This window comes from Aeromonas sp. XH (genome assembly GCF_033348475.1).
Classification (GTDB): Bacteria; Pseudomonadota; Gammaproteobacteria; order Enterobacterales; family Aeromonadaceae; genus Aeromonas; species Aeromonas sanarellii.
In genome coordinates, this window is sequence record NZ_CP137630.1 from 1559738 (window position 1) to 1584257 (window position 24520).

Consider the following 24520-nt stretch of genomic DNA (forward strand, 5'->3'; position numbering starts at 1 on the left):
TGTTATTGTTGGGTGTGCGCGGCCAGTCTAGATGTGCGCCCCTGTTAACGGCAGGTAAAGAAGATGAGCGGTCATATGGCGACCCGAGCGGTCGGTGCTCGTGATCCGGCTCACATCGCGGGGCTTACTCCAGCCCCAGTTCGTCCTTCAGTTCCTTCAGGTAGCGGCGGCTGACCGGTACCCGGGCACCGCTCGGTGTCACCATCTCCGCCAGCTGGTTGTCCAGCAGCCGGATCTCGAAGATGGCGTCGGGGGCGATGAGATACTGGCGGTGGCAGCGCAGCAGCGGGGTCTTCTCCTCCAGGGACTTGAGGGTGAGCTGGGTGTGAAACAGCTCGCCCCGGCTGGCGACGTGCACGCCGCCGAGATCGGAGAAGGCGTACTCCACCTGTTCGATGGGCAGCAGCCGCACCCGGTTGTGCAGGTAGCCGGGGATATGGCGGATGGTCGGGGCCAGGTTTCCGACCGGTTGCGGGGTGATGTCCTGCCTGAGTCGCCCAAGCGTCTTGGCGAGGCGCGCCGGCTCCACCGGCTTGAGCAGGTAGTCGAAGGCGTTCTCCTCGAACGCCTGGATGGCGTAGTCGTCGAAGGCGGTGACGAAGACGATGCGGGGCAGGGGATCCAGCATGGCCACCAGTTCCATGCCGCTGAGCTTGGGCATCTGGATGTCGAGAAACACCACGTCGGGCTTGAGCCGCTGGATCAGCGGCAGCGCCTCGATGGCGTTGGCGGCCGTGCCCAGCAGCTCGATATCGGGCTCGGTGGCCAGGTGCTGCATCAGCTCCTCGCGGGCATAAAGCTCGTCATCGACGATCAGGGTGCGGATCATGGGGTCTCCTGGGGGACGGGGGGCAAAGATGGTGTGTTGCGGCGGCCGGGTCATGGCGCCTCCCTGGGCAGGGTGACGGAGACCCGGGTCCAGCAGTCGGGCTCGCAGCTGACGCTCAGGCCATAGCGGTTGCCGAAGGCGCTCTTGAGGCGCCTGTCCACCAGGGTCATGCCGAGGCCGTCTCCGGCCGGTTTCTCCTGCCAGGTGCCGGCGTTGTCCTCCACGTGGAGGGTGACCTGTTCCGCCGTCTGCTCGGCGTAGAGGCGAATGCGCCCCTGCTCCAGCAGGGTGGAGATGCCGTGCTTGATGGCATTCTCGATGAGAGGCTGCAGGGTGAAGCTCGGCAGCTTGAGGCCGGCGAGGGCGGGCGGGATCTCGTTTTGCACCGTCAGCCTGTCGCCAAAGCGGGCCAGCTCGATCTCCAGATAGGACTGGCAGTGCTCCTGCTCCTCCTGCAGGGTGGCCAGGCCGCTCTGGCGCTTGAGGTTCTTGCGAAAGAACAGGGAGAGGTGCAGCAGCAGCTGGCGCGCCCGCTCGGGCTCGCGCCGGGTGATGGCGCTGATGGTGTTGAGGGTGTTGAACAGGAAGTGGGGATTGATCTGGGCCTGCACCAGCTTGAGCTCGGACTGCACCAGCAGCCGCTGCTGCTGCTCCAGCCGGCCGGTCAGCAGCTGCTGGGAGAGCAGGTTGGCGATCCCTTCCCCCAGGGTGTGGTTGATCTTGAGAAACAGCCGCTTCTTGGGTTCGTAGAGCTTGATGGTGCCGATCACCCCCTGATCCCCCTGCAACGGGATCACCAGCACAGAGCCGAGCTGACACTGGGGGGAGATGCTGCAGCGGTAAGGCTGGCTGTTGCCGTCGGCAAACAGCACCTTGTTGCGGGCGATGGCCTGCAGGGTGATGGCCGAGGTGATGGGGGTACCAGGCTGGTGGTGCTCCTCGCCGATGCCGATGAAGGCGAGGATCTTGTCGGTATCCGTGATGGCGACGGCCCCGACGCCGGTCTCCTCCTGGATGATGCTGGCGATCTTGTGGCTGGCCTCGGGGGTGAAGCCCTGGCTCATGATGCCGACGGTGCGGTTGGCGATATTGAGCGCCTTGGCGGAGAAGACCCGGGAGAACTTCTCGTACATCTGCTGCTGATCGCGGATCATGCTGATGAAGAGCGCGGCGCCGCAGGAGTTGGCCAGGATCATGGGGGTGGCGATGGTGCGCACCAGCAGCAGGGATTTATCGAATGGCGTGGCCACCAGCAGGATGATCACCATCTGCATGATCTCGGCGTAGAGGGTGGTGAAGAAGGCGATGCGCGGCTCGAACAGCGCATCCATCTTGCCCGCCCGCATCAGCCGCCAGTGCACCAGCCCGCCCAGCAGCCCCTCGCAGGTGGTGGAGATGGCGCAGGCGAGATCGGTGAACCCCCCCAGGGTATAGCGGTGCAGGCCGCCGGTCAGCCCCACCAGGAAGCCCACCAGCGGGCCCCCCAGCAGCCCGCCCAGCACGGCGCCGACGGCGCGGGTATTGGCGATGGCGTCGTCGATGTCCAGCCCCACATAGGTACCCAGGATGCAGAAGCTGGAGAAGATGAGGTAGATGAGCACCTTGTGGGGAAGTCTGACCGAGTAGTTGGCCAGGGGGCGCAGCAGCGGACTCTTGGAAAAGAGGTAGGCGATGACCAGGCTGACGCTCATCTGCTGGAGCAGGGAGAGAACTAACTGCATAAAAAACCTTCTTCAAGAATCATGCCGAGCCCGTGAGTCACCCTGGCGTATTGTGAGCCAGATCTCGTCCTGGTGCATGCCGCGCCCCTGTTGCGGAGGCAGTTTGCCAGAATGGAAAAATAAAACCATATAAAATCAGAGTGTTAAATTGATATTTGTGTAATCTGCCAGCGCTTGGTATTGCTGGAGAGAGCATGAATGTATCCGCCGGATACACCACACGGAGGTGGCATGCTCCGCCCGGCCTTCGGCTGGGCGTTTTTTATCCGGTGCCAATGGCGGACGATTTCGAGGGGGCTTGAGCAATTATTCAGGTTTGTCCAATGAGTTATCCCCAGCTTCTGGGGATAACTCAGAAGGCGAAATAGTAGCAGACCCGCCTACCCAGGCCGAAGAAGGCCCGCTGCCCCTCATCCAGCTCCTCCAGCCTGAGGGTGGCCACAATGCTTCGCGCATCTTCCCGCAGATCGATCATGGCCACCCCCTCCGGGCGCTGCCCCTTGATGTAGGGCTGTACCTTGGGTTTGAGGGGCAGAGTGGGCTCGGTCGACAGCACCAGGGCCACCGAGTCGTCGTCGAGGCGCACCAGGGAACCGGGCGGATAGACCCCGAGCACCTTTATCAGCAACCTGACCAGATCCTGATCGAACTTCTTCTGTGACAGCTTGAAGAGCTGGCCTATGACCTGGCTCGGCCCCGCGGGCTGTAGGCCGCTGCGGGGGTGAAGGGACTCGTCGTAGTGATCCACCAGGCCGATGAGGCGGGCGAGGGGAGGGATCCTGTCGCCCTGAAGGCAGAGGGGAAAGCCGCTGCCATCGAGGCGCTCGTGATGCAGATGGGCCACCTCGCGGATCCTGGGCTCGAAGGCCTGCAACTGGTTGAGCATCTCCAGCCCGTACTGGGGATGCATGTTGAGGAAGTTCTGCTCTGCCTTGTTGAGCTCGCCCCGTTTCTGGGTGATCTGGCTCGGGATCCTGAGCTCACCGATGTCGTGCAGCAGGCCGGCCAGCCCCGCCTCCTCGATCTCGACCGGGTTCATGCCGAGTTCTCGCGCCATCAGCATGGCGATGAAGGCCACGCTCAGGCTGTGCTGCAGCAGGGTATCCGTGTGCTGGCTGCGGATGAGGTGCAGACCGAGCGGCCCCTGATGCTCTGCCAGACGGGCGGCGGTGTTGCGCACTAGCTGGGCGGTATTGGCCAGGCCTTCGTCGGGCTTGAGGTTGAGGGCGCCGAGTGCATCGCGCAGATCCGACAGGGATTGGCCAAAGGCCTTGTCGGCGGCGCGCAGGGAGCGTCTGAATGCCTTCTCGTCGAAGGTGGGGGTCATGGGGGTCAAGGGGGCGTGTTGCACCATGTCCGGCCCGGGTGCGGTGGCCGGTTCGGCACTCAGCAGGGGGGTGACGGGCAGATCGCTCTTGTCGGGATCCACCATCAGCAGGGTGAGTTCGAGGTGGCGGAGGATCTCCAGCTGCTGCTGGTCGCGGATCTTGAAGGCGTTGAACAGGAAAGGGTGACTGGTCCATCCCGTGGGAAGATGGATGTAGTGGCCGACTCTCAACTGCTCGATGGAGGCCTGGATCAGCGCCATATGCTAGCTCTTGTGTCGTGTTTGCCTACCAACAAGCTAGCAAAATTAAGCAGATAGACAAATAAAAAGCCCGCGCAACTGCGCGGGCTTTGTCATCCTGGCCGATTATCAGGCCTTGGATTTCTTCTTGCTGTCTACCTTGGCCTCGACCTTGGCTTCAACCTTGGTCGCTACCTGAGCTTCCTCGACGAAGGGACGACCGTAGTAGGTGTCCATCAGGATGGCTTTGAGCTCGGTGATCAGCGGGTAGCGCGGGTTGGCGCCGGTGCACTGGTCATCGAAGGCTTCCAGGGCCAGCTGGTCAACCTTGGCCAGGAAGTCCGCCTCGTTCACACCGGCTTCACGGATGGAGGCCGGGATGCCCAGGGTGGCTTTCAGCTCGTCCAGCCAGGCCAGCAGCTTCTCGATCTTGGCCGCGGTGCGGTCACCGGCTGCGGTCAGACCCAGGTGGTCAGCGACTTCGGCGTAGCGACGGCGAGCCTGCGGACGGTCGTACTGGGAGAACGCGGTCTGCTTGGTCGGGTTGTCGTTCGCGTTGTAGCGGATGACGTTGCTGATCAGCAGGGCGTTGGCCAGACCGTGGGGGATGTGGAACTCTGCACCCAGCTTGTGGGCCATGGAGTGACACACGCCCAGGAAGGCGTTGGCAAACGCGATACCGGCGATGGTGGCGGCGTTGTGCACCTTCTCGCGGGCAACCGGGTCGTTGGCACCGTTCAGGTAGCTGGAGGGCAGGTATTCCTTCAGCAGTTTCAGGGCTTGCAGCGCCTGACCGTCGGAGTACTCGTTGGCCAGCACGGAGACATAGGCTTCCATGGCGTGGGTCACGGCGTCGATACCGCCGAAGGCACACAGGGATCTGGGCATGCCCATGACCAGGTTGGCATCCACGATGGCCATGTTCGGGGTCAGCTCGTAGTCGGCCAGCGGGTACTTCATGCCGGTGGCGTCGTCGGTCACGACCGCAAACGGGGTCACTTCAGAACCGGTACCGGAAGTGGTGGTGATGCAGACCAGTTCGGCCTTCACGCCCATTTTCGGGAACTTGTAGATACGCTTGCGGATGTCCATGAAGCGCATGGCCAGATCTTCGAACGCGGTGTCCGGGTGCTCGTACATGACCCACATGATCTTGGCCGCATCCATGGGTGAACCACCGCCCAGGGCGACGATCACGTCCGGCTTGAAGGAGTTCGCCATCTCGGCGCCCTTGCGTACCACGGACAGAGTCGGGTCGGCTTCCACTTCGTAGAAGATTTCCACTTCCATGTTCAGCTTCTTGAGCAGACGAACCACTTCATCGGCATAGCCGTTGTTGAACAGGAAACGGTCGGTGACCACCATGGCGCGCTTCTTGCCTTCCAGGTCGCCCAGGGCGATCGGCAGGGAACCACGACGGAAGTAGATGGATTTCGGAAGTTTGTGCCACAGCATATTTTCTGCCCGTTTTGCGACTGTCTTCTTGTTGATCAGGTGCTTGGGACCGACGTTCTCGGAGATGGAGTTACCACTCCAGGAGCCGCAACCCAGGGTCAGGGACGGGGCAAGTGCGAAGTTGTACAGGTCACCGATACCGCCCTGGGTGGAGGGGGTGTTGATCAGGATACGGGCGGTCTTCATCTTGTCGCCGAAGTACTTGATGCGGTCGGCGTTGCGATCCTGGTCGGTGTACAGACCGGAGGTGTGGCCGATACCACCGATGTTGACCATGTCGCAGGCCATTTCGACGGCTTCTTCGAAGTTCTTGGCGCGGAACATCCCCAGGGTCGGGGAGAGCTTCTCGTGAGCGAACTCGTCCTCGGCGCACAGCTCCAGACCTTCACCGATGAGGATCTTGGTGGTGGCAGGCACGGTGACACCGGCCATGGCGGCGATCTTGGTGGCAGGCTGGCCCACGATGTCGGCGTTCAGGGCGCCGTTGATCAGCAGCACTTTACGCACCTTGTCGGCTTCGTCCTTGGAGAGGATATAGCCGGCGTGAGTCGCGAAGCGCTCCTTGACCTGGTTGTAGATGGAGTCGACCACGATGACCGCCTGCTCGGACGCACAGACCACGCCGTTGTCGAAGGTCTTGGACATCAGGATGGAGGCGACGGCACGCTTGATATCGGCAGTCTCGTCGATGACGATGGGCACGTTGCCCGCACCCACACCGATGGCGGGCTTACCGGAGGAGTAGGCGGCCTTCACCATGCCAGGACCACCGGTGGCCAGGATCAGGTTGATGTCGTTGTGGCGCATCAGGGCGTTGGAGAGCTCGACGGAGGGTTGGTCGATCCAGCCGATGATGTCTTTCGGCGCACCGGCGGCCACGGCTGCATCCAGTACCAGCTTGGCTGCGGTATTGGTGGAGTTTTTGGCGCGGGGGTGCGGGGAGAAAATGATGGCGTTGCGGGTCTTCAGGGAGATCAGGGCCTTGAAGATCGCGGTGGAAGTCGGGTTGGTGGTCGGTACTATACCGCAGATGATGCCTACCGGCTCGGCGATGGTGATGGTGCCCATCTCGTCATCTTCACTGAGGATGCCGCAGGTCTTCTCATCTTTGTAGGCGTTGTAGATGTATTCGGAGGCGAAGTGGTTCTTGATGACCTTGTCTTCGATGATACCCATGCCGGATTCGGCAACGGCCATCTGGGCCAGGGGGATACGGGCGTTGCTGGCGGCCAGTGCGGCGGCGCGGAAGACCTTGTCTACCTGCTCTTGCGAGAAGCTGGCGAATTCACGCTGGGCTTCCTTGACGCGGGCAACCAGTGCATCCAGTTCAGCCAAATTGGTTACTGCCATGTTTATCTCCTGATGATTTGAAAACTGTTTAGTAAGACCTTGGCAATGCCCGGCAATTATAGTCGCCCTGTCAAGGAGAGAATCACCACAACGGGGTATTTACATGCCTTAGTAAACTGCTTTCTGACTCGATTATAGGGCCGGGATGTGTCAGAAAAGATTGATCTGGATCATATGTAACAAAAGAACAAAAGAAATTTTGTTTCACCCACCAGACTGACCGAATGTTGCTAACCTGTTGCGTGCGCCTCGAGTGCTAACTGCAAGAGAGGCAAGGATTTTTGCGTCCGGGTTCGGGTCCTTGCCCCTGTCCTCCCTCCTTTTCGGGTGGCGCGGGAACAGACAGGGGGGAGTGCCATGGTGACACGGCCACGCCGGAAGTGGGGCATGCGTTTCAAGTTTGTTGAAAAAGCGGCTTGTTGCTTTCATCCAGTTGCCGCACCCGGCGCACAAGATGCTGAAGGTGAGGCGACGGCACAGGCAATGATGGGCCGATAATGGCAGAAGAGGGCGGTTGCTGGCCGTGGCGCGGGCGGATAGCCACTGTGCAGGAGGCGTCGGGGTATGCCGATATCCGGCCAGCGGCATGGCCGTTTGTGGAGTATCAATATCGTGATGAGAGGGATGAGCAGAATAAAATGCCGACGGGTTTTATCATTCCGTTAAATATTGACCATGTTGCTTAACAACTCGATATGTTGAATTTCGTCGATACATTAGAGGAACTAACTAAAAAGCCCCGGTAAGGGTGAGATTATTTGATTGGAGAAGGGAAAAGTCCTGGTGTAAATTTACGCGCAGTTTGATGGGGATGGCCCTCAGTGGCCCGGCTTGGTTCTGGATGGCGCCTATGGCAGCAATTGACTTCTCTTTATACCTGAAATTCTTCGTCGGCCTCTTTGCGATCATCAACCCGCTGGGTCTGTTGCCGGTCTTTGTCAGTCTGACGGGTCACATGCAGCCGGAGGAGCGCAGGAAGACCAATACGACGGCCCACATCGCCGTGATGATCATCCTGATGGTCTCCATGTGCATGGGGCAGTTGATCCTCGACGGCTTCGGCATCTCGCTGGCCTCCTTTCGTATAGCGGGGGGCTCGCTCATCACCCTGATCGCCTGGTCCATGCTGCAGGGCAAGCTCGGCGAGGTGAAGCACAACAAGCAGGAGAAGGGGGAGCTGGCCGCGCGCGAATCCATCGCCGTGGTGCCCCTGGCGCTGCCCCTGATGGCCGGGCCAGGTGCCATCTCGTCCTCCATCGTCTATGCCAGCCAGAAGACCCTGCCCCAGCTGGCCGGCATGTTCCTGGTGGTGGTGGCGTTCGCCTGCTGCTCCTGGCTCATCTTCCGCGCCGCCCCCCTGCTGTTCAAGCTGATGGGCAACACCGGCATCAACGTGGTCACCCGTATCATGGGTCTCATCATGATGTCCCTCGGCATCGAGATCATAGTAGCCGGCATCAAGGGAGTCTTCCCCGGCCTGATGTGAGCCAGGTCTGTTTTGTCGGAGCCGGTCCCTGTGACCGGCTTTTTTATTGTTTCTTTTTTGTTGGTCATTTACTAGAATCGAGCGGCTCTGTATGAAAAATGACCGCCGCGCGATATTTAAATGCTGAATAAATGGTTTAAGGCTGTTTTTTTGACCATTAAAGTGGTCCCGCACTGATGATATCTATTGCATTATCAGAATTGTCAGGGAATTATGCGGGCAGCGAGGTGTTTGTCTCGTGGATAACAAATGCATGGAATGTTCTTGTTGGAGTATGGAAATGACTCATAGAAAAACAATTATTAATACCCTTTTATTGACCGCACTTTTCGGTGGCGCCACCCTGGCCCAGGCCGCCGATGTCCCCGCCGGTACCAAGCTGGCTCCCGAGCAAACCCTGGTGAAGGGCAATGGCTCCGAACCTGCCACCCTGGATCCGCACAAGACCGAGGGAACGGTAGAATCCAATATCCTGCGCGACCTGTTCGAGGGTCTCGTCACCTCCGGCCCCAAGGGTGAGACCCTGCCCGGCGTCGCCGAGTCCTGGGAAACCAAGGACAACAAACACTACGTGTTCCACCTGCGCAAGGATGCCAAGTGGTCCAACGGCGATCCCGTCACCGCCCACGATTTCGAATTTGCCTTCAAGCGCGCGGTGGATCCCAAGACGGCCTCTCCCTACTCCTGGTACATGGAGATCCCGACCATCGTCAACGCCACCGACATCATCGCTGGCAAGAAGCCGTCCGACACCCTGGGTGTGAAGGCGGTGGACGATCACACCTTCGAGGTGCAGCTGGAGAAGGCGGTGCCTTACTTCGTCAGCATGCTTTCCCACACCACCACCTATCCGGTCCCGAAGAAGGTCATCGAGAAGTTTGGTGACAAGTGGACCCAGCCCGGCAATATGGTGTCCAACGGCGCCTACGTGCTGAAGGACTGGGTGGTCAACGAGCGCGTCGACGTGGTGCGCAACCCCAGCTACTGGAACAACGGCAAGACCGTCATCGAGAAGGTGACCTATCTGCCGATCCAGTCCACCAACGCCGAGCTGAACCGCTATCTGGCCGGCGAAGTGGATCTCACCTACAACATGCCCATCGAGCGCTTCAAGCAGATGAAGAAGGATCTGCCGGACGAGGTGAAGGTGAGCGGCTATGTGGGCACCTACTACTACCAGTACAACTTCAAGCACAAGCCGTTTGACGACGTGCGGGTGCGTACCGCGCTCTCCTACGCCATCGATCGCAACGTGATCGCCGACAAGGTGATGGGCAAGGGCGAAACCCCGGGCTACACCCTGGTGCCCGACTTCGTGGACGGCTTCAAGCCGGTGGCGCCGGCCTGGTCCAAGCTGACCCAGGCGGAGCGCGACGCCAAGGCGAAGGAGCTGCTGACCGAAGCCGGTTACGGCCCGGGCAAGCCGCTCAAGTTCGAGCTGCTCTACAACACCGACGACAACCACAAGAAGGTGGCCGTGGCCGTCGCCTCCATGTGGAAGAAGCTCGGCGTGCAGGTGAGCCTGGTGAACCAGGAGTGGAAGACCTACCTGGAGACCAAGAAGCAGGGTAACTTCGACGTGGGCCGCGCCGGCTGGATTGCGGACTACAACGAAGCCTCCTCCATGCTGGATCTGATGCAGACCACCCACGGCAACAACGACGGCAAGTACTCCAACCCCGCCTTCGACAAGCTGATGAGCGAGTCCCGCAACCAGGTGGATGCCGATGCGCGCAACAAGCTCTATGTCCAGGCCGAAGAGATCCTGGCCAAGGACATGCCGATCGCCCCCATCTATCAGTACGTGACCTCCCGCATGGTCAAGCCCTACGTGGGCGGCTACCCGGCCAACCCGCTGGACAACATCTACAGCAAAGACATGTACATCGTTGCTCACTGAGTAAAGAAACAAGTCGCATAACAAGCAGGGCCCGCCAGACGGCGGGCCTTTATTACAACCGCGACCCTTTGGAAGCAGTACAGGACAGGAAATGTCTATGTTGAAATTCATCCTTAAACGTCTATTGGAAGCGATCCCGACTCTGCTGGTCTTGATCACCGTCTCCTTCTTCATGATGCGATTCGCCCCGGGCAACCCCTTCACCAGCGAACGCGCCCTGCCGCCGGAAGTCCTGGCCAACATCGAGGCCAAATATGGCCTGGACAAGCCCATCGGCATGCAATACCTCACCTATCTGGGCAACCTGGTCCAGGGAGATCTGGGGCCCTCCTTCAAGTACAAGGACTTCACCGTCAACGATCTGGTGAGCCAGGCGCTGCCCGTTTCCGCCAAGATTGGCTCGGTCGCCTTCTTGCTGGCGGTGACCCTGGGGGTCACCTTCGGCACCATAGCGGCGCTCAAGCAGAACACCCTCATCGACTATCTGCTGATGTCGTCGGCCATGGCCGGGGTGGTGATCCCGGGCTTCGTATTGGCACCGCTGCTGGTGCTCTTCTTCAGCATCTATCTCGGCTGGTTCCCGGCGGGGGGCTGGCAGGGGGGGGGCGCCCAGTTCATGGTGCTGCCGGTGTTCGGCATGATGATGTACTACATCTCGGCCATCTCCCGCATCATGCGCGGCAGCATGATCGAGACCATGAACTCCAACTTCATCCGTACCGCCCGCGCCAAGGGGCTGCCCCTGCGCCACATCATCCTCAAGCACGCGCTGCGCCCGGCCATGCTGCCTGTGGTCTCTTACCTGGGTCCGGCCTTCGTGGGCATCATCACCGGCTCCGTGGTGATCGAGACCATCTTCGGCCTGCCGGGGATTGGCCAGCTGTTCGTCAACGGAGCGCTGAACCGTGATTACTCCATGGTACTCGGCCTGACCATTCTGGTCGGCGCCCTCACCATCACCTTTAACGCCGTGGTCGATATCCTCTATGCCGTCATCGATCCCAAGATCCGTTACTAAGCCGGGAGTTCATCATGGTAGTCACAACTGAAAAGCGCGAAGCCGTCGAGGCGTTTGCCCAGAAAGTGGAAGTGGTGGAAGGGCGCTCCCTGTGGAAGGATGCCCGTCGCCGTTTCCTGCGCAACAAGGCGGCCCTGACCAGCCTCATCATCCTGACCATCATAGGTCTGGCGGTGATCGTCGGGCCCCACCTGTCCCAATACACCTTCGACGATCCGGATTGGGGCGCCATGCAGACCGCTCCTGACATGGAGACGGGTCACTGGTTCGGTACCGACAGCCTGGGTCGGGATCTCTTCGTGCGTACCCTGCTCGGCGGGCGCATCTCGCTGATGGTCGGCATCATGGGGGCCCTGGTGGCCGTCATCATCGGCACCCTGTATGGCGCCGCCTCCGGCTTCATCGGCGGCCGGGTCGACAGCCTGATGATGCGGGTGCTGGAGATCCTCAACGCCTTCCCCTTCATGTTCTTCGTGATCATGCTGGTGACCTTCTTCGGTCGCAATCTGGCGCTCATCTTCCTCGCCATCGGCGCGGTGAGCTGGCTCGACATGGCGCGGATCGTGCGCGGCCAGACCCTGAGCCTCAAGAGCAAGGAGTTCATCGAGGCGGCCCACGTCTGCGGCGTCTCCAAGTGGAAGATCATCACCCGCCATATCGTGCCGAACGTGCTCGGCATAGTGGCGGTCTACGCCACCCTGCTGGTGCCGGGGATGATCATGTTCGAATCCTTCCTGAGCTTCCTGGGGCTGGGGGTGCAAGAGCCCATGACCAGCTGGGGCGCCCTGCTGGATGAAGGCTCCAAGTCGATGGAAGTGGCCATCTGGCAACTCCTGTTCCCCGCCGGTTTCATGGTGGTGACCCTGTTCTGCTTCAACTTCCTCGGGGATGGTCTGCGTGATGCCCTGGATCCAAAGGATCGCTGACAGCAAGGGACAGGAAAGACGCCAAGGGGCCGTAAGACCCGTTCAGGGACGCGCTGCGTTCGGGATGGGCAGGCCGGCATCACGACAGCGCGATAAGGAGTGCTGATATGAAATTACTGGATGTGAAAGATCTGCGGGTCGAGTTCAAGACCCCGGACGGCAATGTGGTGGCCGTCAACGACCTCAACTTTTCTCTTACTGCCGGCGAGACCCTGGGGATCGTCGGGGAGTCCGGTTCGGGCAAGTCCCAGACCGCGTTCGCCATCATGGGGCTGCTCGCCAAGAACGGCGTCATCACCGGCTCGGCCAGGTTCCAGGGGGAGGAGATCCTCAACCTGCCGGAATCCAAGCTCAACCGCATCCGCTCCGAGAAGATCGCCATGATCTTCCAGGACCCCATGACGTCGCTGAACCCCTACATGAAGGTGAAGGATCAGCTGATGGAAGTGCTGATGCTGCACAAGGGGATGACCAAGGCCGCCGCCTTCGAGGAGTCGGTGCGCATGCTGGACGCGGTGAAGATCCCCGAGTCGCGCAAGCGGATGAACATGTACCCCCACGAGTTCTCCGGCGGCATGCGCCAGCGGGTGATGATCGCCATGGCATTGCTGTGCCGGCCGCAGCTGCTCATCGCCGACGAGCCGACCACGGCCCTGGACGTGACGGTGCAGGCCCAGATCATGACCCTGATGAACGAGCTCAAGCGCGAGTTCAACACCGCCATCATCATGATCACCCACGACCTCGGTGTCGTGGCCGGCATCTGTGACAAGGTGCTGGTGATGTACGCGGGCCGCACCATGGAATACGGCAGGGTGAACGACATCTTCTATCGCCCGAGCCACCCCTATACCGAAGGGCTACTGCGCGCCATTCCCCGCCTCGATACGGAAGGGGAAGTGCTGCCCACCATCCCGGGCAATCCGCCCAACCTGCTGCGTCTGCCCACCGGCTGCCCCTTCCAGGAGCGCTGCCACCGGGCCCACGAGATTTGCGGCCAGCAGTCTCCCGTCCTGACCCCCTTCGGCGACGGTCGGGAGCGGGCCTGCCACTGGGTATCGGATGCCATGATCAAGGGAGTGAACTAAATGGGTACTGACAAGAAACTGCTGCTGGAAGTGTCCGACCTCAAGGTTCACTTCAGCATCAAGAGTGACAAGGCCTGGCCCTGGGCCAAGCCCTCCGCCCTGAAGGCGGTGGATGGCGTCACCCTGCGCCTGTACGAGGGGGAAACCCTGGGGGTGGTGGGGGAGTCCGGCTGTGGCAAGTCCACCTTCGCCCGCGCCCTCATCGGCCTGGTGCCGGCCACCGACGGCAAGGTGGTGTGGCTGGGGCAGGATCTGACCAAGCTGGAGCAGAACGCCCTGCGGGAGAAGCGCAAGGAGATCCAGATGATCTTCCAGGATCCGCTGGCCTCCCTGAACCCGCGCATGACCATAGGCGATATCATCGCCGAGCCGCTCATCACCTTCTATCCCAAGCTCTCAAAGGATGAGGTGAAGGAGAAGGTGCGCGCCATGATGACCAAGGTGGGCCTGCTGCCGAACCTGGTGAACCGCTACCCCCACGAGTTCTCCGGCGGCCAGTGCCAGCGCATCGGCATCGCCCGGGCGCTGATCCTGGAACCCAAGATGATCATCTGCGACGAGCCGGTCTCGGCGCTGGATGTCTCCATCCAGGCTCAGGTGGTGAACCTGCTGAAATCCCTGCAAAAGGAGATGGGGCTCTCCCTCATCTTCATCGCCCACGACCTCTCCGTGGTCAAACACATCTCGGATCGGGTGCTGGTCATGTACCTGGGCAACGCCGTGGAGCTAGGCACCGGCAAGGAGATCTTCGCGAACCCCCTGCACCCCTACACCAAGGCCCTGATGTCGGCTGTGCCCATCCCGGATCCGGACGTGGAGCGCAGCAAGACCATCCAGATCCTGGAAGGGGACTTGCCGTCCCCCATGAACCCGCCCTCCGGCTGCGTGTTCCGCACCCGCTGCCCGGTGGCGGGCCCGGAGTGTGCCAAGACCCGGCCCATGCTCGAGGGGAACTTCGACCACGCGGTCTCCTGTCTCAAGGTGGATCCGCTCTGAGACAGATGGGATGACGAGGGGCGCCCGGGTGGCGCCCCGTTTTTTTGTCCGGGGCAGAAGATGCCTCTTGGCGCCATCTTCCCGGGCTGTTACTATCCGCCGCACAAGGGGAGTAACTTCTCGCCGGTTTGTCGTCATTACGGTGCACCCATATCCTGCAGTGCACCCGGCAGCCGGGCAGCACATCGAACTTGCTGTAAGTGAGACCTTGCCGAGAGGCAAGGTGTATCTGCTCCAAACGCAAACCCACGCCTCTCGGTCGTGGGTTTTGTCGTTTTGGGAGAAGTGAAAATGGGTGAATGGTGGATGTGGACCGGTTTCTTCAGCATAGTGCTGGTCCTGTTATGGATTGACATACGCTTCGTCGGCGGCGGCAAGGCGCACAAGGTGTCGCTCAAGGAGGCAGGGATCTGGTCCCTCATCTGGGTGAGCGTGGCGCTCTTGTTCAACCTAGCCATCTGGCTCTGGCTGGATCACAGCGTGGGCCGCGAGGTGGCCAACGAGAAGGGGCTGGAGTTCCTCACCGGCTACCTCATCGAGAAGGCGCTGGCGGTGGACAACGTCTTCGTCTGGCTGATGCTGTTCGGCTACTTTGCCATTCCGGCCGAGCTGCAGCGCCGGGTGCTGCTCTACGGTGTGCTGGGCGCCATCGTCATGCGGGCCGGCATGGTGTTTGCGGGCAGCTGGCTCATCGAGCAGTTCCACTGGATCCTCTACCTGTTCGGCGCCTTCCTGCTGCTGACCGGGGTCAAGATGCTGTGGGCCGCCGACAAGGAGCCGGATCTCGCCAACAACCCGCTGCTGCTCTGGATGCGCCGCCGCTTCAAGGTGACCGAGACCCTGGAGGGGGAGAGCTTCTTCGTCTGGCGCGACGGCGTGCGCTACGCCACCCCGCTGCTGCTCATCCTGGTGCTGGTGGAGGTGAGCGATCTCATCTTTGCGGTGGACAGCATCCCGGCCATCTTCGCGGTGACCACGGATCCCTTCATCGTGCTGACCTCCAACATCTTCGCCATCATGGGCCTGCGTGCCATGTACTTCCTGCTGGCCGGGGTGGCGGAGCGCTTCGCCCTGCTCAAATACGGCCTGGCGCTGATCCTGATGTTCATCGGGGTCAAGATGCTGCTGCTCGACATCTTCAAGATACCCACCGGCATCGCGCTGGGTGTGGTGGCGCTGATCCTGCTGGCGTCCATGGGGCTTAGCCTCTGGGTGACCCGCAAGAAAGAGGGCGTGAAAGCGGCCTGATGGCCAAACCACTGAAAAGGGCTCCCGCGGGAGCCCTTTCTTGTTTCCGATCCGCGGTCAGCGCGTGATCTTCTTGGGGTTGGTGTAGCCCCAGACGGTGTACATGTCCGCCAGCAGGGCGCCGTTGTACTCTTCCAGGTCAGACTGCTTCACCTCGGCGTCACCCTGGCGGCCGAACAGCACCACCTCGTCACCGGGTTTGACCCCCTTGAGGTCAGTCACGTCCACCATGATGGTGTTCATGGAGGTCTTGCCCACCACAGGCACCTTCTGGCCCTGGATCAGCACATAGGCCTTGTTGCTGAGCGCCCGGCGATAGCCGTCGGAGTAGCCGAGCGGCAGGTTGGCGAGCAGGGAGTCGCGCTTGAGGGTGAAGGTGCGGTCATAGCCGACGGTGTTGCCCGCCGGGTAGTGGTTCACCGAGGCGACCTGGGTCTTGAACGCCATCACCTTCTTGTACTCGGTGTAGGAGGGGATGGTGTCGCCATAGATGATGCCGCCCGGGCGCACCATGTCGAAGTAGGCTTCCGGCACTTCCAGGGTGGCGAAGGAGTTGGCGGCATGGATGGTGAGCTTGCTGCGATCCAGCTTGCCCGCGTCGATGAGCCACTGGTAGTCCAGCTTGAACTGGGCCAGCCCCAGCTTGACGTCCTCTTTCTCCTCCACCGGGAAGTGGGTCATGATGCCGACCGGGGTGATCCCCTTGAGCTTGAGCATGGCCAGGGCATCTTCCTTGGAGTCCGCCAGGCGCAGATCGATGCCGTTGCGGCTCATGCCGGCGGAGTTCAGACCGATGTGCACCGGGATGGTGGTGTGGTGGCGCTGGGCGATGTCGGCGATCCCCTGGGCGCTGGCCAGGCTGCCCACCAGCTCTTCCAGCTTGTAGGGCAGGGCCTGCTCCACCTCGGCCGGGGTGGCGGCACGGACCCGCATCAGCCGGCCTTCGAAGCCCTTCTCGCGGGCCACCCGGGCCTCTTCATTGCTGGCGATGCCGATGCAGGGGATGCCCGCCTTGACCACGGAGGGGACCAGCAGGTCGATGCCGTGGCCGTAGGCGTCCGCCTTCATGATGGCGCAGATCTGCGGCCCCTTGTCACCCAGACGATCCTTGAGGGTCTGGATGTTGTGCTCGAAGGCGGTCAGGTCCACTTCCAGCCAGGCGTTGGTGGCGGTCTGCTCCTGGCCGTTGCGGGTGTCGCTGGCGAGCGGCAGATAGGGGGCGGCGACCGCCTGACCGGCGAGCAGCCCGAAGATCAGGGTCGCGAGCAGCGTTTTCTTGTGCATGGGATGTTACCTTCTTATTGTCTCTGTTGAGGCGCGTCCTGGTGTGGACGCGGGCGTAGGTATCTTGGTAATTTATTCGTATGTGGATGATATTTATCCATTTTTTCCAAGGTGCCAGCGGCGAGAGTGTATCTTAATGGCGTCATTCGTGGCACATGCTGCAGGAATAAAATATGCGTTTAGTGGTGCGGATCCCACCTTTGCTGCTGTTTGTGGTCATCGCCCTTGTCATGTGGCTGGGGCGGGGAGAGGCGAGGGGGGCAGAGCCCCTGCTCCTGCCTGCCGCAGCCCTGCTGCTGGCGGGAGCCTTGCTGGGAGGCGGGGCACTCCTGCACTTCTGGCGCCAGGGGACCAGCGTCCACCCCATCCGCCTGGATCAGAGCCGGGTGCTGGTGACCCGGGGCGTCTATCGCATCAGCCGCAACCCCATGTACCTGGGGCTGCTCTGCTGGACCATGGCGCTGGCCTGCTATCTGGGGGGCATGATGGTGTGGCTCGGGCCGTTGCTGCTGTGGGGCTGGCTCACCCGCTTTCAAATCCTGGCGGAAGAGCGGGCGCTGCACAGGCGCTTCGGCGATGCCTATGCCGATTACTGCCGGCGGGTGCGGCGCTGGTGTTGAGGGGGCTCCTGGCCGATTGCACATAAAGAAACGGCCCGCAGAGGCGGGCCGTATCGAGAGCGCGGGTCGGGATCAGGCCTTGGCGGTGTCGACCTGGCCGAGGGGTTCGCTGTCCCCCAGGCTGTCCTCGCTCTTGGCCACCACGCTGGCGGCGATGGCGTTGCCCAGCACGTTGGTGGCGGAGCGGCCCATGTCCAGGAAGTGATCGATGCCGAGCAGCAGCAGGATGCCGGCCTCCGGGATCTGGAACTGGTTGAGGGTGGCGGCGATGACCACCAGGGAGGCGCGCGGCACACCTGCCATCCCCTTGGAGGTGACCATCAGCAGCAGCAGCATGGTGATCTGCTGGGCGGTGCTGAGCTCGATGCCATAGGCCTGGGCGATGAACATCACCGCGAAGGTGCAGTACATCATGGAGCCGTCCAGGTTGAAGGAGTAGCCCATGGGCAGCACGAAGCTGGCGATGCGCTTGTCACAACCGAACTTCTCCAGCCTGTCCAGGGTCTTGGGGTAGGCGGCCTCGGAGCTGGCGGTGGAGAAGGCGAGCAGGATGGGCTCGCGGATCATGGCCAGCAGGGTCAGGATGCGGCGACGGATGAAGAGGCTGCCCATGACGATGAGCAGCAGCCAGAGGCAGGCCAGGGCCAGGTAGAATTGGGCCATGAAGCTGCCGTAGGTGGCGAGGATGCCGAGCCCCTCCTTGGCCACCATGGCGGCGATGGCGCCGAATACGGCAAAGGGGGCGAAGTTCATCACATAGCCGGTCACCTTCAGCATGATCTCGGCGCCGCTGGCCATCAGCATGACCACGGGCTTGGCGGCATCCCCCAGGGCGGCGGCGGCCAGGCCGAAGAAGAGGGAGAACACCACGATCTGCAGGATCTCGTTGGTGGCCATGGCCTCGACCACGCTTTTCGGGATGGCGTGGGTCACGAAGTCCTTGAGGGAAATGGCGGCCGCGGTCACGCCGGAGCTGGCGCCGTCATCGGGCAGGGAGAGGGAGAGCCCCACCCCGGGTTGCATCAGGTGGACCATCACCAGACCCAGGGTCAGGGACATCAGGGAGGCGAGCATGAACCAGCCCAGGGTCTTGACGCCGATGCGGCCCACGGTGCGGGTGTCGCCCATCTTGGCGATGCCGACCACCAGGGTGGTGAACACCAGGGGGGCGATGATCATCTTGATCAGGCGCAGGAAGATGTCGGTCAGCAGGGTGATGTCGCTGGCAAAGCCGGCGGCCTCTGCAGGGGCAAACAGGCGATAGCCTTGCCCGGTAGCAATGCCAAGCATCATCGCGATGAGGATGGCAACGGTCAATTTATTCATTTTCATGGGGGAGTCCCAGTCTCGATATGTGCAGTGCTGTACAGGTAGGCAGGGTGCCACCTCAGTCCTTTTTTGTGATCCGGGCCGTGGAATCCAGACAGCCGGTGTGCTGGAGCATGCCTAATCGCGAAGGGGAAATCCAGCAACTTATGGCAGAACTTTATGTGGTTATTAGTGGTATGTGATGTAAATCTTGTTAATTAATTATATTAATCGCTGTTTATTTTAATCTTTGCAATATAAACAGCTTCCAGGCTCTGGTCGCTCGATGGGCGGTTTTCCAGGGTGAAGGTCAGCAGTGCCGAGGTGCGATGCTCCACGTGCATCTCGTCCATGAAGGTGTCGGGCTCGTATTCGTCGAAGCCGAATCGGGGGCGCGCTGGCGTGACCCTGACCGCATCCCGCGACAGGGTCAGCGTCTGCACCAGCATCCAGGCATACCCCTGTGCCAGCGCCATCTCCCCGGCCCGCTTGAGCACGTATTTGCGTGCCGTCTCCCTGTCCACCAGCTCGTTGCCGACAAACTCTAGTTGCCACTGGGTAGGCCCGAGCCGGGTCTGGGAGAAACCGGTCTGGCCGTTCCAGAAGGATTTTTCGCTGTCGTAGGGGGTGGCGCAGCCCGCGAGCTGACCGAGCAGCAGGCCGCACAGGAGAAGACCTGGGAGGGGAGAGCGGGGGAGCGACATCTGAGGGATCCGGGCAGAAGACAGAGCACCACTACAGCACAACGGACATGGGGAGACAATGAGGGGCGCAGCGGCGCAAAAAGAAAAGGCCTTGTCGTCTGACAAGGCCTTTCTCGGGGAATTTGGTCGGTGTGAGAGGATTCGAACCTCCGACCCTCTACACCCCATGCAGATGCGCTACCTGGCTGCGCTACACACCGACGGAGTCAGCTCGGCTGACGGGGGCTGAGTTTATGGAGATGGCCATGCCCTGTCAACAGGGGAAACAGTACTTCACGATCGTTCGCCTGCTTTGCGAGCAACTTCGGATCAAAGAGCGACCAATCACCCGGGGTTGCGCTGTTTTCCCGGCTTGTCGGCCAAAAATGACGGCCACCCGATGGGTGGCCGTTTGGCATCAGCGAAGACTGGTCAGCGGTTAAAGGTCAGTCGCTTGCCAAGCACCTTGTCGGTGACCTGGCCGTTCTGCCAGGCGACTTGACCGTACACCAGGGTCATCTCAATCAGGGCGCGCTGGAAGCGCTCATCACACATATCAGCGATTGAAGGTCAACCGCTTGCCCAACACCTTGTCGGTGACCTGGCCGTTCTGCCAGGCGATCTGGCCGTTCACCAGGGTCATCTCTATGGTGCTCTGGAAGCGGTAGCCGTTGAACGGGGACCAGCCGCACAGGTAGAGCAGGTTGCTGTCGGTGACCACGTAGGGCTTGCCGAGATCCAGCAGCACCAGATCCGCGAAGTAGCCCTCCCGGATGTAGCCGCGATCCTGCACCTGGAAGCGCTCGGCCACCGCGTGGGAGGTCTTCTTGACGATGGTCTCCAGCGAGAAGACGCCGTTGTGGTAGAGCTCCAGCAGCGCCTGCAGGGAGTGCTGCACCAGGGGCACGCCGGAGGGCGCCTTGAAGTAGCTGTTCTGCTTCTCTTCCCAGGTGTGGGGGGCGTGGTCGGTGGCGATGATGTCGAGCACGTCGTTGCGTACCGCATCCAGCAGGGCGTGCTGGTCGGCCGCACTCTTCACCGCCGGGTTGCACTTGATCTGGCTGCCCAGGGTGTCGTAGTCCGCCTCGTTGAAGAAGAGGTGGTGTACGCAGACTTCGGCGGTGATGTTCTTGTCCTTGAGATCCTTCAGGTCCGGGGTGGCGGTAAAGAGCGAGAGCTCTTTCGCCGTGGTCAGGTGCAGCACGTGCAGCTTGGCGCCGTACTGCTTGGCCAGGGAGACCGCGAGGCTGGAGGACTTGTAGCAGGCGTCGGCGCTGCGGATGCGGCCGTGCTCGCGCATGGGCACGTCCTCGCCCCACTTGGCGCGAGCTTCGTCTTCCAGCACCTTGATAGTGGGGGTGTCCTCGCAGTGGGTGACTATCATCACCGGGCTCTCGCGGAAGATGGCCGCCAGGGTCTCCTGGTTGTCCACCAGCATGTTGCCGGTGGAGGCCCCCATGAAGATCTTGATGCCGCAGGACTGCTTGGGATCGAGCTTCTTGATCTCTTCCAGGTTGTCGTTGGTGGCACCCAGATAGAAGCTGTAGTTGGCGGCGGCGGAGTTGGCGGCGATCTGGTATTTGGCTTCGAGGGCGTCGAGGGTGGTGGTCTGGGGATTGACGTTGGGCATTTCCATGAAGCTGGTGGTGCCACCGGCCACGGCGGCCCGGGATTCGCTGGCGATGGTCCCCTTGTGGGTCAGGCCCGGCTCCCGGAAGTGGACCTGATCGTCGATCATCCCGGGGATGAGGTGACGACCGGTCGCATCGATCACCACCGCATCGGGGGCGCTGATGTCCGGGGCGACGCGGGCGATCCGCTCCCCCTCGATCAGGACGTCGGAAGCATAGATGCGGCCTTCGTTGACCAGGGTGGCATTCTTGATAAGCAATTTGTTCATGGGGGGTTCCAGTTCCTTTGCCGATAATCCGGGGTCATAATATCGCAAACTGCACTTTCTCTGTAGCAAGGCCTGAGTAATGAAGTTATTTGTTAGAGATTTGACTGTGATCGATTCCAGCTATTTGTGCGAGCGCCGCGGCATGGTGGGCGAGAGCTGGCTGGTGGACATCGAGATGAGCGGCGAGCTCAACGAGATGAGCATGCTGCTGGATTTCGGGCGGGTGAAGAAGCTCATCAAGTCGATCATCGATGACGAGGTGGATCACAAGCTGCTGGTGCCGACCGGGAGCCCCCTGGTGCATGTCCAGCCCCTGGACAACGACGAGTGCACCGTGGATCTGCTGCGCCCGGGTCGCTCCATCCATCTGCGTTGCCCGACCCAGGGCTTTGCCTTCATTCCCGCGCCCCAGGTGGATAAAGAGTCGGTGACCCGTTATCTGCTGGCGGTGCTGGCCAAGCGGCTGCCGGGCAATATCAAGGATCTGACCCTGACCCTGCGCCAGGAGGCCATCGAGGGCGCCTTCTACCACTACAGCCACGGCCTCAAGAAGCACGACGGCAACTGCCAGCGCATCGCCCACGGTCACCGCTCCCCCATCGAGATTTCTGTGGACGGGGAGCGCGACCAGGAGCTGGAGCTGAACTGGGCCGAGCGCTGGGCCGACATCTACCTCGGCACCGAAGAGGACAGGGTGGCCCTGTCCGAGCTGGCGCTGAGCGAACAGGCCAGGGCCATCCTGCAAGAGGCTGGCGAACACTACGTCGGCTTCAAGTATGTGGCGCCCCAGGGGCTGTTCCAGCTCGCCATGCCGGCGGCGGAGGTGGAGATGATCGACACCGACACCACCATAGAACTGCTGGCCCACTACATTGCCCGGGAGGTGAAGAGGCAGGTGGGGGACAAGTTCGTGAAGATCGTGGCCTATGAAGGGGTCGGCAAGGGCGCCATCGCCTACGCCTGATCCCCGCTGCGTTGCCCAGATGAACAAAAGGCCCCGCTGTTGCGGGGCCTTGTCATTGGGGGGGGCGCCCCTCAGGCTCTGAGCCGGAAGCGCTGCACCAGGGTCTCCTGCTGCTCGGCCAGGGAGTCGAGCTGCTGGCTGGTCTCGGCCACCCGCTCTATCCCCAGGTAGTTGAGATCCGAGATGTCGGAGATGCGGTTGAGGTTGGTGGCGATGTCCGCGCTGGTGGCCTGCTGCTGCTCGGCGGCGGAGGCGATCTGGCTCGACATGTCGCTGATGAGCACCACGATGCCCTGCACCTCCTCCATGGCGTTGTTGGCCTGGGAGCTCTGATCCACGCAGCTGTCCATCTCGCGGGAGCACTCCTGCATCACGTTGACCGCCCGGGCGACCCCTTGCTGCAGGTTCTCTATCATGGTCTGGATCTCGCTGGTGGACTGGGCGGTGCGCCCGGCGAGGTTGCGCACCTCGTCCGCCACCACGGCGAAGCCGCGACCCTGCTCGCCGGCACGGGCCGCCTCGATGGCGGCGTTGAGGGCCAGCAGGTTGGTCTGCTCGGCGATGCCGCGGATGACGTCGAGGATGTTGCCGATCTGGCCGCTCATGGCGCTCACGTCGCCGATCACCTTGCCGGTCTGCTGCAGCTTGCCCGCGAGCTGATGGGTGGTGGTGATGTTGCCGGCCATCACCTTGCGACCCATCTCGGAGGCCTTCTCCACGTCCATCACCCGCTCCAGGGTCTGGTTGGCGGCCTGGGCCACCTCCCGCACCGAGGCCTCCATCTGGGTCATGGCGGCGGCGACCGAGGCGGTCTCCTGGCGCTGTTTCTCCAGATCCGCCCGCACCGATTCGGTGGTGTGGCGGTTGTCGTGGGCGGCGCTGTTGAGCTGGTTCGAGGCCTGGGAGAGCTGCCTGAGCACGTCACCCATCTGGTGGATCAGCAGGTTGATCTGGCTGGCGAGCTGGCCGAACTCGTTCTGGCTCTTGAAGCCGACGCGCTGGGTCATGTCCCCCTGGGTCACCTCGGTCAGCACCCGAAGCAGCTCCTTGAGGGGCTGGCGAATGGCCTTGCCCAGGGTGAAGGCCACCAGGATGGCGACGAAGATGGCGATGGCGATGCTGATCCCCTGGGTGAGGGTGCTCTGGGTCTGCACCCGATCGGAGGCCTTGATGCTGGCGTTCATCAGTTGCTGGCTCTGGGCCGTGATCCCCTCCAGCTTGTTCTGGATGCCAAGGATGAGCTGGCTCGCCTGCCGGCTCTGCTCGCGCATGGCCTGCTGCTGTTTCATCAGGGCCAGGTACTGGGCCAGCACCCCTTCGTTGCCCGTGGTATCGCGCACGAACCCGTGGACGTAGTGGCCCATGTTGTTGTCGAAATCCTTGAGCTCCCCCTGGAGATCCTTGATGGTGCTGTTGAAGCTCTCGATCTGCATCTTGTTGCGCTTGAGCGCCGCCTCGATGGGGGCGGGGATGCTCTGGTTCAGGGCATCCATGGTGGAGAGCTCGATGGCGGAGAGCTTGGTGGTCAGGGTCTCGGAGAGCATCTTGATGAAGCTGTCGTCGACGGTGACCATCATGTCGCCGAGGTTCTTCTTGAACTGGGGCAGGCTGACCTGGAACTGGCCCTTGGCCAGATTGACCTTGTGCAGCCGGGTGAGCAGGGCCTCGTGTTCGCCGGGCAGGGTCTGGGTCAGCTGCAGGTAGTCGTCGACCAGCTTGCCGAGGGCCTGCATGTCACCCTGCAGCTGGGGGTGGGCCGCCACCTGCTGCTTGAGGCTGGAGAGCATCTTGTCTACCTGGCCCTTGGCCTGCTGCAGTTCGGCCACTTCCTCGGGCAGGCGCTTGAGATCCTGCTCGGTCAGCACGTCGGTGAGCCACTTGTTGGCGCTCAGCAGGCTGATCTGGGTCTGGCTGCTGGCGAGCACCAGCGGCATGGACTCCTGGGTCACCTGATCAAGGGCGCCGCTGAGTTCGCTCTGGCCGCGAAAGGTCAGTACCGCGCTGGCCACCATGACGGCGACCAGGATGGCAAAGCCCAGATAGACTCTCTGTAAGATCGAGAGGTCTGACATTGTTTGTTTCATTATTGTCCCGCTGTCTGTGCAAAAGTCCCTTGCCTGAGTACCCCGTCCCTTTGATACCCTGCATGCCCCGAAGGGTGCGCTGCCGTGGCAGTA

The 24520-nt window shown here is 61.7% G+C and carries 19 protein-coding genes and 1 tRNA gene; 9 read left to right on the forward strand and 11 right to left on the reverse strand.

From position 1 onward, the window contains the following. Positions 1-124: 124 nt before the first annotated feature. The 4 genes from btsR to adhE all read right to left on the reverse strand — a co-directional run bounded on the left by btsR (position 125) and on the right by adhE (position 6922). Entirely contained in the window at positions 125-829 is a 705-nt protein-coding gene (btsR, locus tag R2B70_RS07445; RefSeq protein ID WP_318163013.1) for a two-component system response regulator BtsR, read from the reverse strand. Positions 830-879: 50 nt separating this feature from the next. Next, on the reverse strand, positions 880-2550 hold the full coding sequence (locus R2B70_RS07450) for a sensor histidine kinase (protein WP_318163014.1): 1671 nt from the start codon (positions 2548-2550) through the stop codon (positions 880-882). A gap of 352 nt (positions 2551-2902) precedes the next feature. After that, positions 2903-4138, reverse strand: coding sequence for an HD-GYP domain-containing protein (locus tag R2B70_RS07455; RefSeq protein ID WP_216990004.1), 1236 nt, complete (start codon positions 4136-4138; stop codon positions 2903-2905). A gap of 108 nt (positions 4139-4246) precedes the next feature. Next, positions 4247-6922, reverse strand: a complete 2676-nt coding sequence (gene adhE / locus R2B70_RS07460; RefSeq protein ID WP_318163015.1) for a bifunctional acetaldehyde-CoA/alcohol dehydrogenase — start codon at positions 6920-6922, stop codon at positions 4247-4249. Positions 6923-7772: 850 nt separating this feature from the next. Between adhE and R2B70_RS07465 the strand changes: the two genes are divergently transcribed. The 7 genes from R2B70_RS07465 to R2B70_RS07495 all read left to right on the forward strand — a co-directional run bounded on the left by R2B70_RS07465 (position 7773) and on the right by R2B70_RS07495 (position 15584). Next, positions 7773-8408 carry a YchE family NAAT transporter gene (locus R2B70_RS07465; protein WP_042075167.1) on the forward strand — a complete coding sequence of 212 codons (636 nt, stop codon included), beginning with the start codon at positions 7773-7775 and terminating at the stop codon, positions 8406-8408. Positions 8409-8688: 280 nt separating this feature from the next. Further along, positions 8689-10308: an ABC transporter substrate-binding protein gene (locus tag R2B70_RS07470; protein WP_042075168.1), complete on the forward strand. Its 1620-nt coding sequence runs from the start codon at positions 8689-8691 to the stop codon at positions 10306-10308. Positions 10309-10405: 97 nt separating this feature from the next. Continuing rightward, on the forward strand, positions 10406-11326 hold the full coding sequence (gene oppB / locus R2B70_RS07475; protein ID WP_010674330.1) for an oligopeptide ABC transporter permease OppB: 921 nt from the start codon (positions 10406-10408) through the stop codon (positions 11324-11326). Positions 11327-11340: 14 nt separating this feature from the next. Further along, the gene (gene oppC / locus R2B70_RS07480; RefSeq protein WP_042075170.1) at positions 11341-12252 is read left to right on the forward strand and encodes an oligopeptide ABC transporter permease OppC; all 912 of its coding nucleotides are present in this window, start codon (positions 11341-11343) and stop codon (positions 12250-12252) included. 107 nt (positions 12253-12359) lie between these two features. Continuing rightward, complete coding sequence (locus tag R2B70_RS07485; protein WP_318163016.1) at positions 12360-13340, forward strand: ABC transporter ATP-binding protein; 981 nt, start codon at positions 12360-12362, stop codon at positions 13338-13340. Further along, positions 13341-14336 (forward strand): murein tripeptide/oligopeptide ABC transporter ATP binding protein OppF, encoded by a 996-nt coding sequence (gene oppF / locus R2B70_RS07490; protein ID WP_318163017.1) that lies wholly within the window; start codon positions 13341-13343, stop codon positions 14334-14336. A gap of 291 nt (positions 14337-14627) precedes the next feature. Then, entirely contained in the window at positions 14628-15584 is a 957-nt protein-coding gene (locus R2B70_RS07495; protein WP_216990007.1) for a TerC family protein, read from the forward strand. A gap of 57 nt (positions 15585-15641) precedes the next feature. Here R2B70_RS07495 and alr read toward each other — a convergent pair whose 3' ends face one another. After that, a complete protein-coding gene (gene alr / locus R2B70_RS07500; RefSeq protein WP_042075178.1) occupies positions 15642-16868 on the reverse strand; it encodes an alanine racemase in 1227 nt (408 codons plus the stop codon). A 173-nt stretch (positions 16869-17041) separates the two neighbouring features. Here alr and R2B70_RS07505 point away from each other — a divergent pair, with 173 nt between their 5' ends. Beyond that, a complete protein-coding gene (locus R2B70_RS07505) occupies positions 17042-17488 on the forward strand; it encodes a methyltransferase family protein (RefSeq protein WP_042075180.1) in 447 nt (148 codons plus the stop codon). 72 nt (positions 17489-17560) lie between these two features. On the opposite strand, the gene R2B70_RS07510 is transcribed toward R2B70_RS07505, so the two are convergent. From R2B70_RS07510 to R2B70_RS07530, 5 genes are all read right to left on the reverse strand, one after another. Further along, the gene (locus R2B70_RS07510; RefSeq protein ID WP_318163018.1) at positions 17561-18820 is read right to left on the reverse strand and encodes a dicarboxylate/amino acid:cation symporter; all 1260 of its coding nucleotides are present in this window, start codon (positions 18818-18820) and stop codon (positions 17561-17563) included. 203 nt (positions 18821-19023) lie between these two features. Next, positions 19024-19500, reverse strand: a complete 477-nt coding sequence (locus R2B70_RS07515) for a CC0125/CC1285 family lipoprotein (protein WP_318163019.1) — start codon at positions 19498-19500, stop codon at positions 19024-19026. Between the two features lie 123 nt (positions 19501-19623). Continuing rightward, positions 19624-19700: transfer RNA gene (locus R2B70_RS07520), tRNA-Pro, on the reverse strand. Between the two features lie 211 nt (positions 19701-19911). Next, positions 19912-20034 carry a hypothetical protein gene (locus R2B70_RS07525; RefSeq protein WP_280841991.1) on the reverse strand — a complete coding sequence of 41 codons (123 nt, stop codon included), beginning with the start codon at positions 20032-20034 and terminating at the stop codon, positions 19912-19914. 1 nt (position 20035) lies between these two features. Beyond that, positions 20036-21379, reverse strand: a complete 1344-nt coding sequence (locus R2B70_RS07530) for a dihydroorotase (RefSeq protein ID WP_010674339.1) — start codon at positions 21377-21379, stop codon at positions 20036-20038. A gap of 79 nt (positions 21380-21458) precedes the next feature. On the opposite strand from R2B70_RS07530, the gene R2B70_RS07535 reads away from it, so the two are divergent. After that, a complete protein-coding gene (locus R2B70_RS07535) occupies positions 21459-22343 on the forward strand; it encodes a 6-carboxytetrahydropterin synthase (RefSeq protein ID WP_318163020.1) in 885 nt (294 codons plus the stop codon). A 71-nt stretch (positions 22344-22414) separates the two neighbouring features. Here R2B70_RS07535 and R2B70_RS07540 read toward each other — a convergent pair whose 3' ends face one another. Continuing rightward, complete coding sequence (locus tag R2B70_RS07540) at positions 22415-24427, reverse strand: methyl-accepting chemotaxis protein (protein WP_318163021.1); 2013 nt, start codon at positions 24425-24427, stop codon at positions 22415-22417. Positions 24428-24520: the final 93 nt, after the last annotated feature.

Bases quoted from the DNA above. Each gene is read 5' to 3' on its own strand.
- btsR (WP_318163013.1), bottom strand. From the start codon at position 829: ATGATCCGCACCCTGATCGTCGATGACGAGCTTTATGCCCGCGAGGAG.
- R2B70_RS07450 (WP_318163014.1), bottom strand. From the start codon at position 2,550: ATGCAGTTAGTTCTCTCCCTGCTCCAGCAGATGAGCGTCAGCCTGGTC.
- R2B70_RS07455 (WP_216990004.1), bottom strand. From the start codon at position 4,138: ATGGCGCTGATCCAGGCCTCCATCGAGCAGTTGAGAGTCGGCCACTAC.
- adhE (WP_318163015.1), bottom strand. From the start codon at position 6,922: ATGGCAGTAACCAATTTGGCTGAACTGGATGCACTGGTTGCCCGCGTC.
- R2B70_RS07465 (WP_042075167.1), top strand. From the start codon at position 7,773: ATGGCAGCAATTGACTTCTCTTTATACCTGAAATTCTTCGTCGGCCTC.
- R2B70_RS07470 (WP_042075168.1), top strand. From the start codon at position 8,689: ATGACTCATAGAAAAACAATTATTAATACCCTTTTATTGACCGCACTT.
- oppB (WP_010674330.1), top strand. From the start codon at position 10,406: ATGTTGAAATTCATCCTTAAACGTCTATTGGAAGCGATCCCGACTCTG.
- oppC (WP_042075170.1), top strand. From the start codon at position 11,341: ATGGTAGTCACAACTGAAAAGCGCGAAGCCGTCGAGGCGTTTGCCCAG.
- R2B70_RS07485 (WP_318163016.1), top strand. From the start codon at position 12,360: ATGAAATTACTGGATGTGAAAGATCTGCGGGTCGAGTTCAAGACCCCG.
- oppF (WP_318163017.1), top strand. From the start codon at position 13,341: ATGGGTACTGACAAGAAACTGCTGCTGGAAGTGTCCGACCTCAAGGTT.
- R2B70_RS07495 (WP_216990007.1), top strand. From the start codon at position 14,628: ATGGGTGAATGGTGGATGTGGACCGGTTTCTTCAGCATAGTGCTGGTC.
- alr (WP_042075178.1), bottom strand. From the start codon at position 16,868: ATGCACAAGAAAACGCTGCTCGCGACCCTGATCTTCGGGCTGCTCGCC.
- R2B70_RS07505 (WP_042075180.1), top strand. From the start codon at position 17,042: ATGCGTTTAGTGGTGCGGATCCCACCTTTGCTGCTGTTTGTGGTCATC.
- R2B70_RS07510 (WP_318163018.1), bottom strand. From the start codon at position 18,820: ATGAAAATGAATAAATTGACCGTTGCCATCCTCATCGCGATGATGCTT.
- R2B70_RS07515 (WP_318163019.1), bottom strand. From the start codon at position 19,500: ATGTCGCTCCCCCGCTCTCCCCTCCCAGGTCTTCTCCTGTGCGGCCTG.
- R2B70_RS07525 (WP_280841991.1), bottom strand. From the start codon at position 20,034: ATGTGTGATGAGCGCTTCCAGCGCGCCCTGATTGAGATGACCCTGGTG.
- R2B70_RS07530 (WP_010674339.1), bottom strand. From the start codon at position 21,379: ATGAACAAATTGCTTATCAAGAATGCCACCCTGGTCAACGAAGGCCGC.
- R2B70_RS07535 (WP_318163020.1), top strand. From the start codon at position 21,459: ATGAAGTTATTTGTTAGAGATTTGACTGTGATCGATTCCAGCTATTTG.
- R2B70_RS07540 (WP_318163021.1), bottom strand. From the start codon at position 24,427: ATGAAACAAACAATGTCAGACCTCTCGATCTTACAGAGAGTCTATCTG.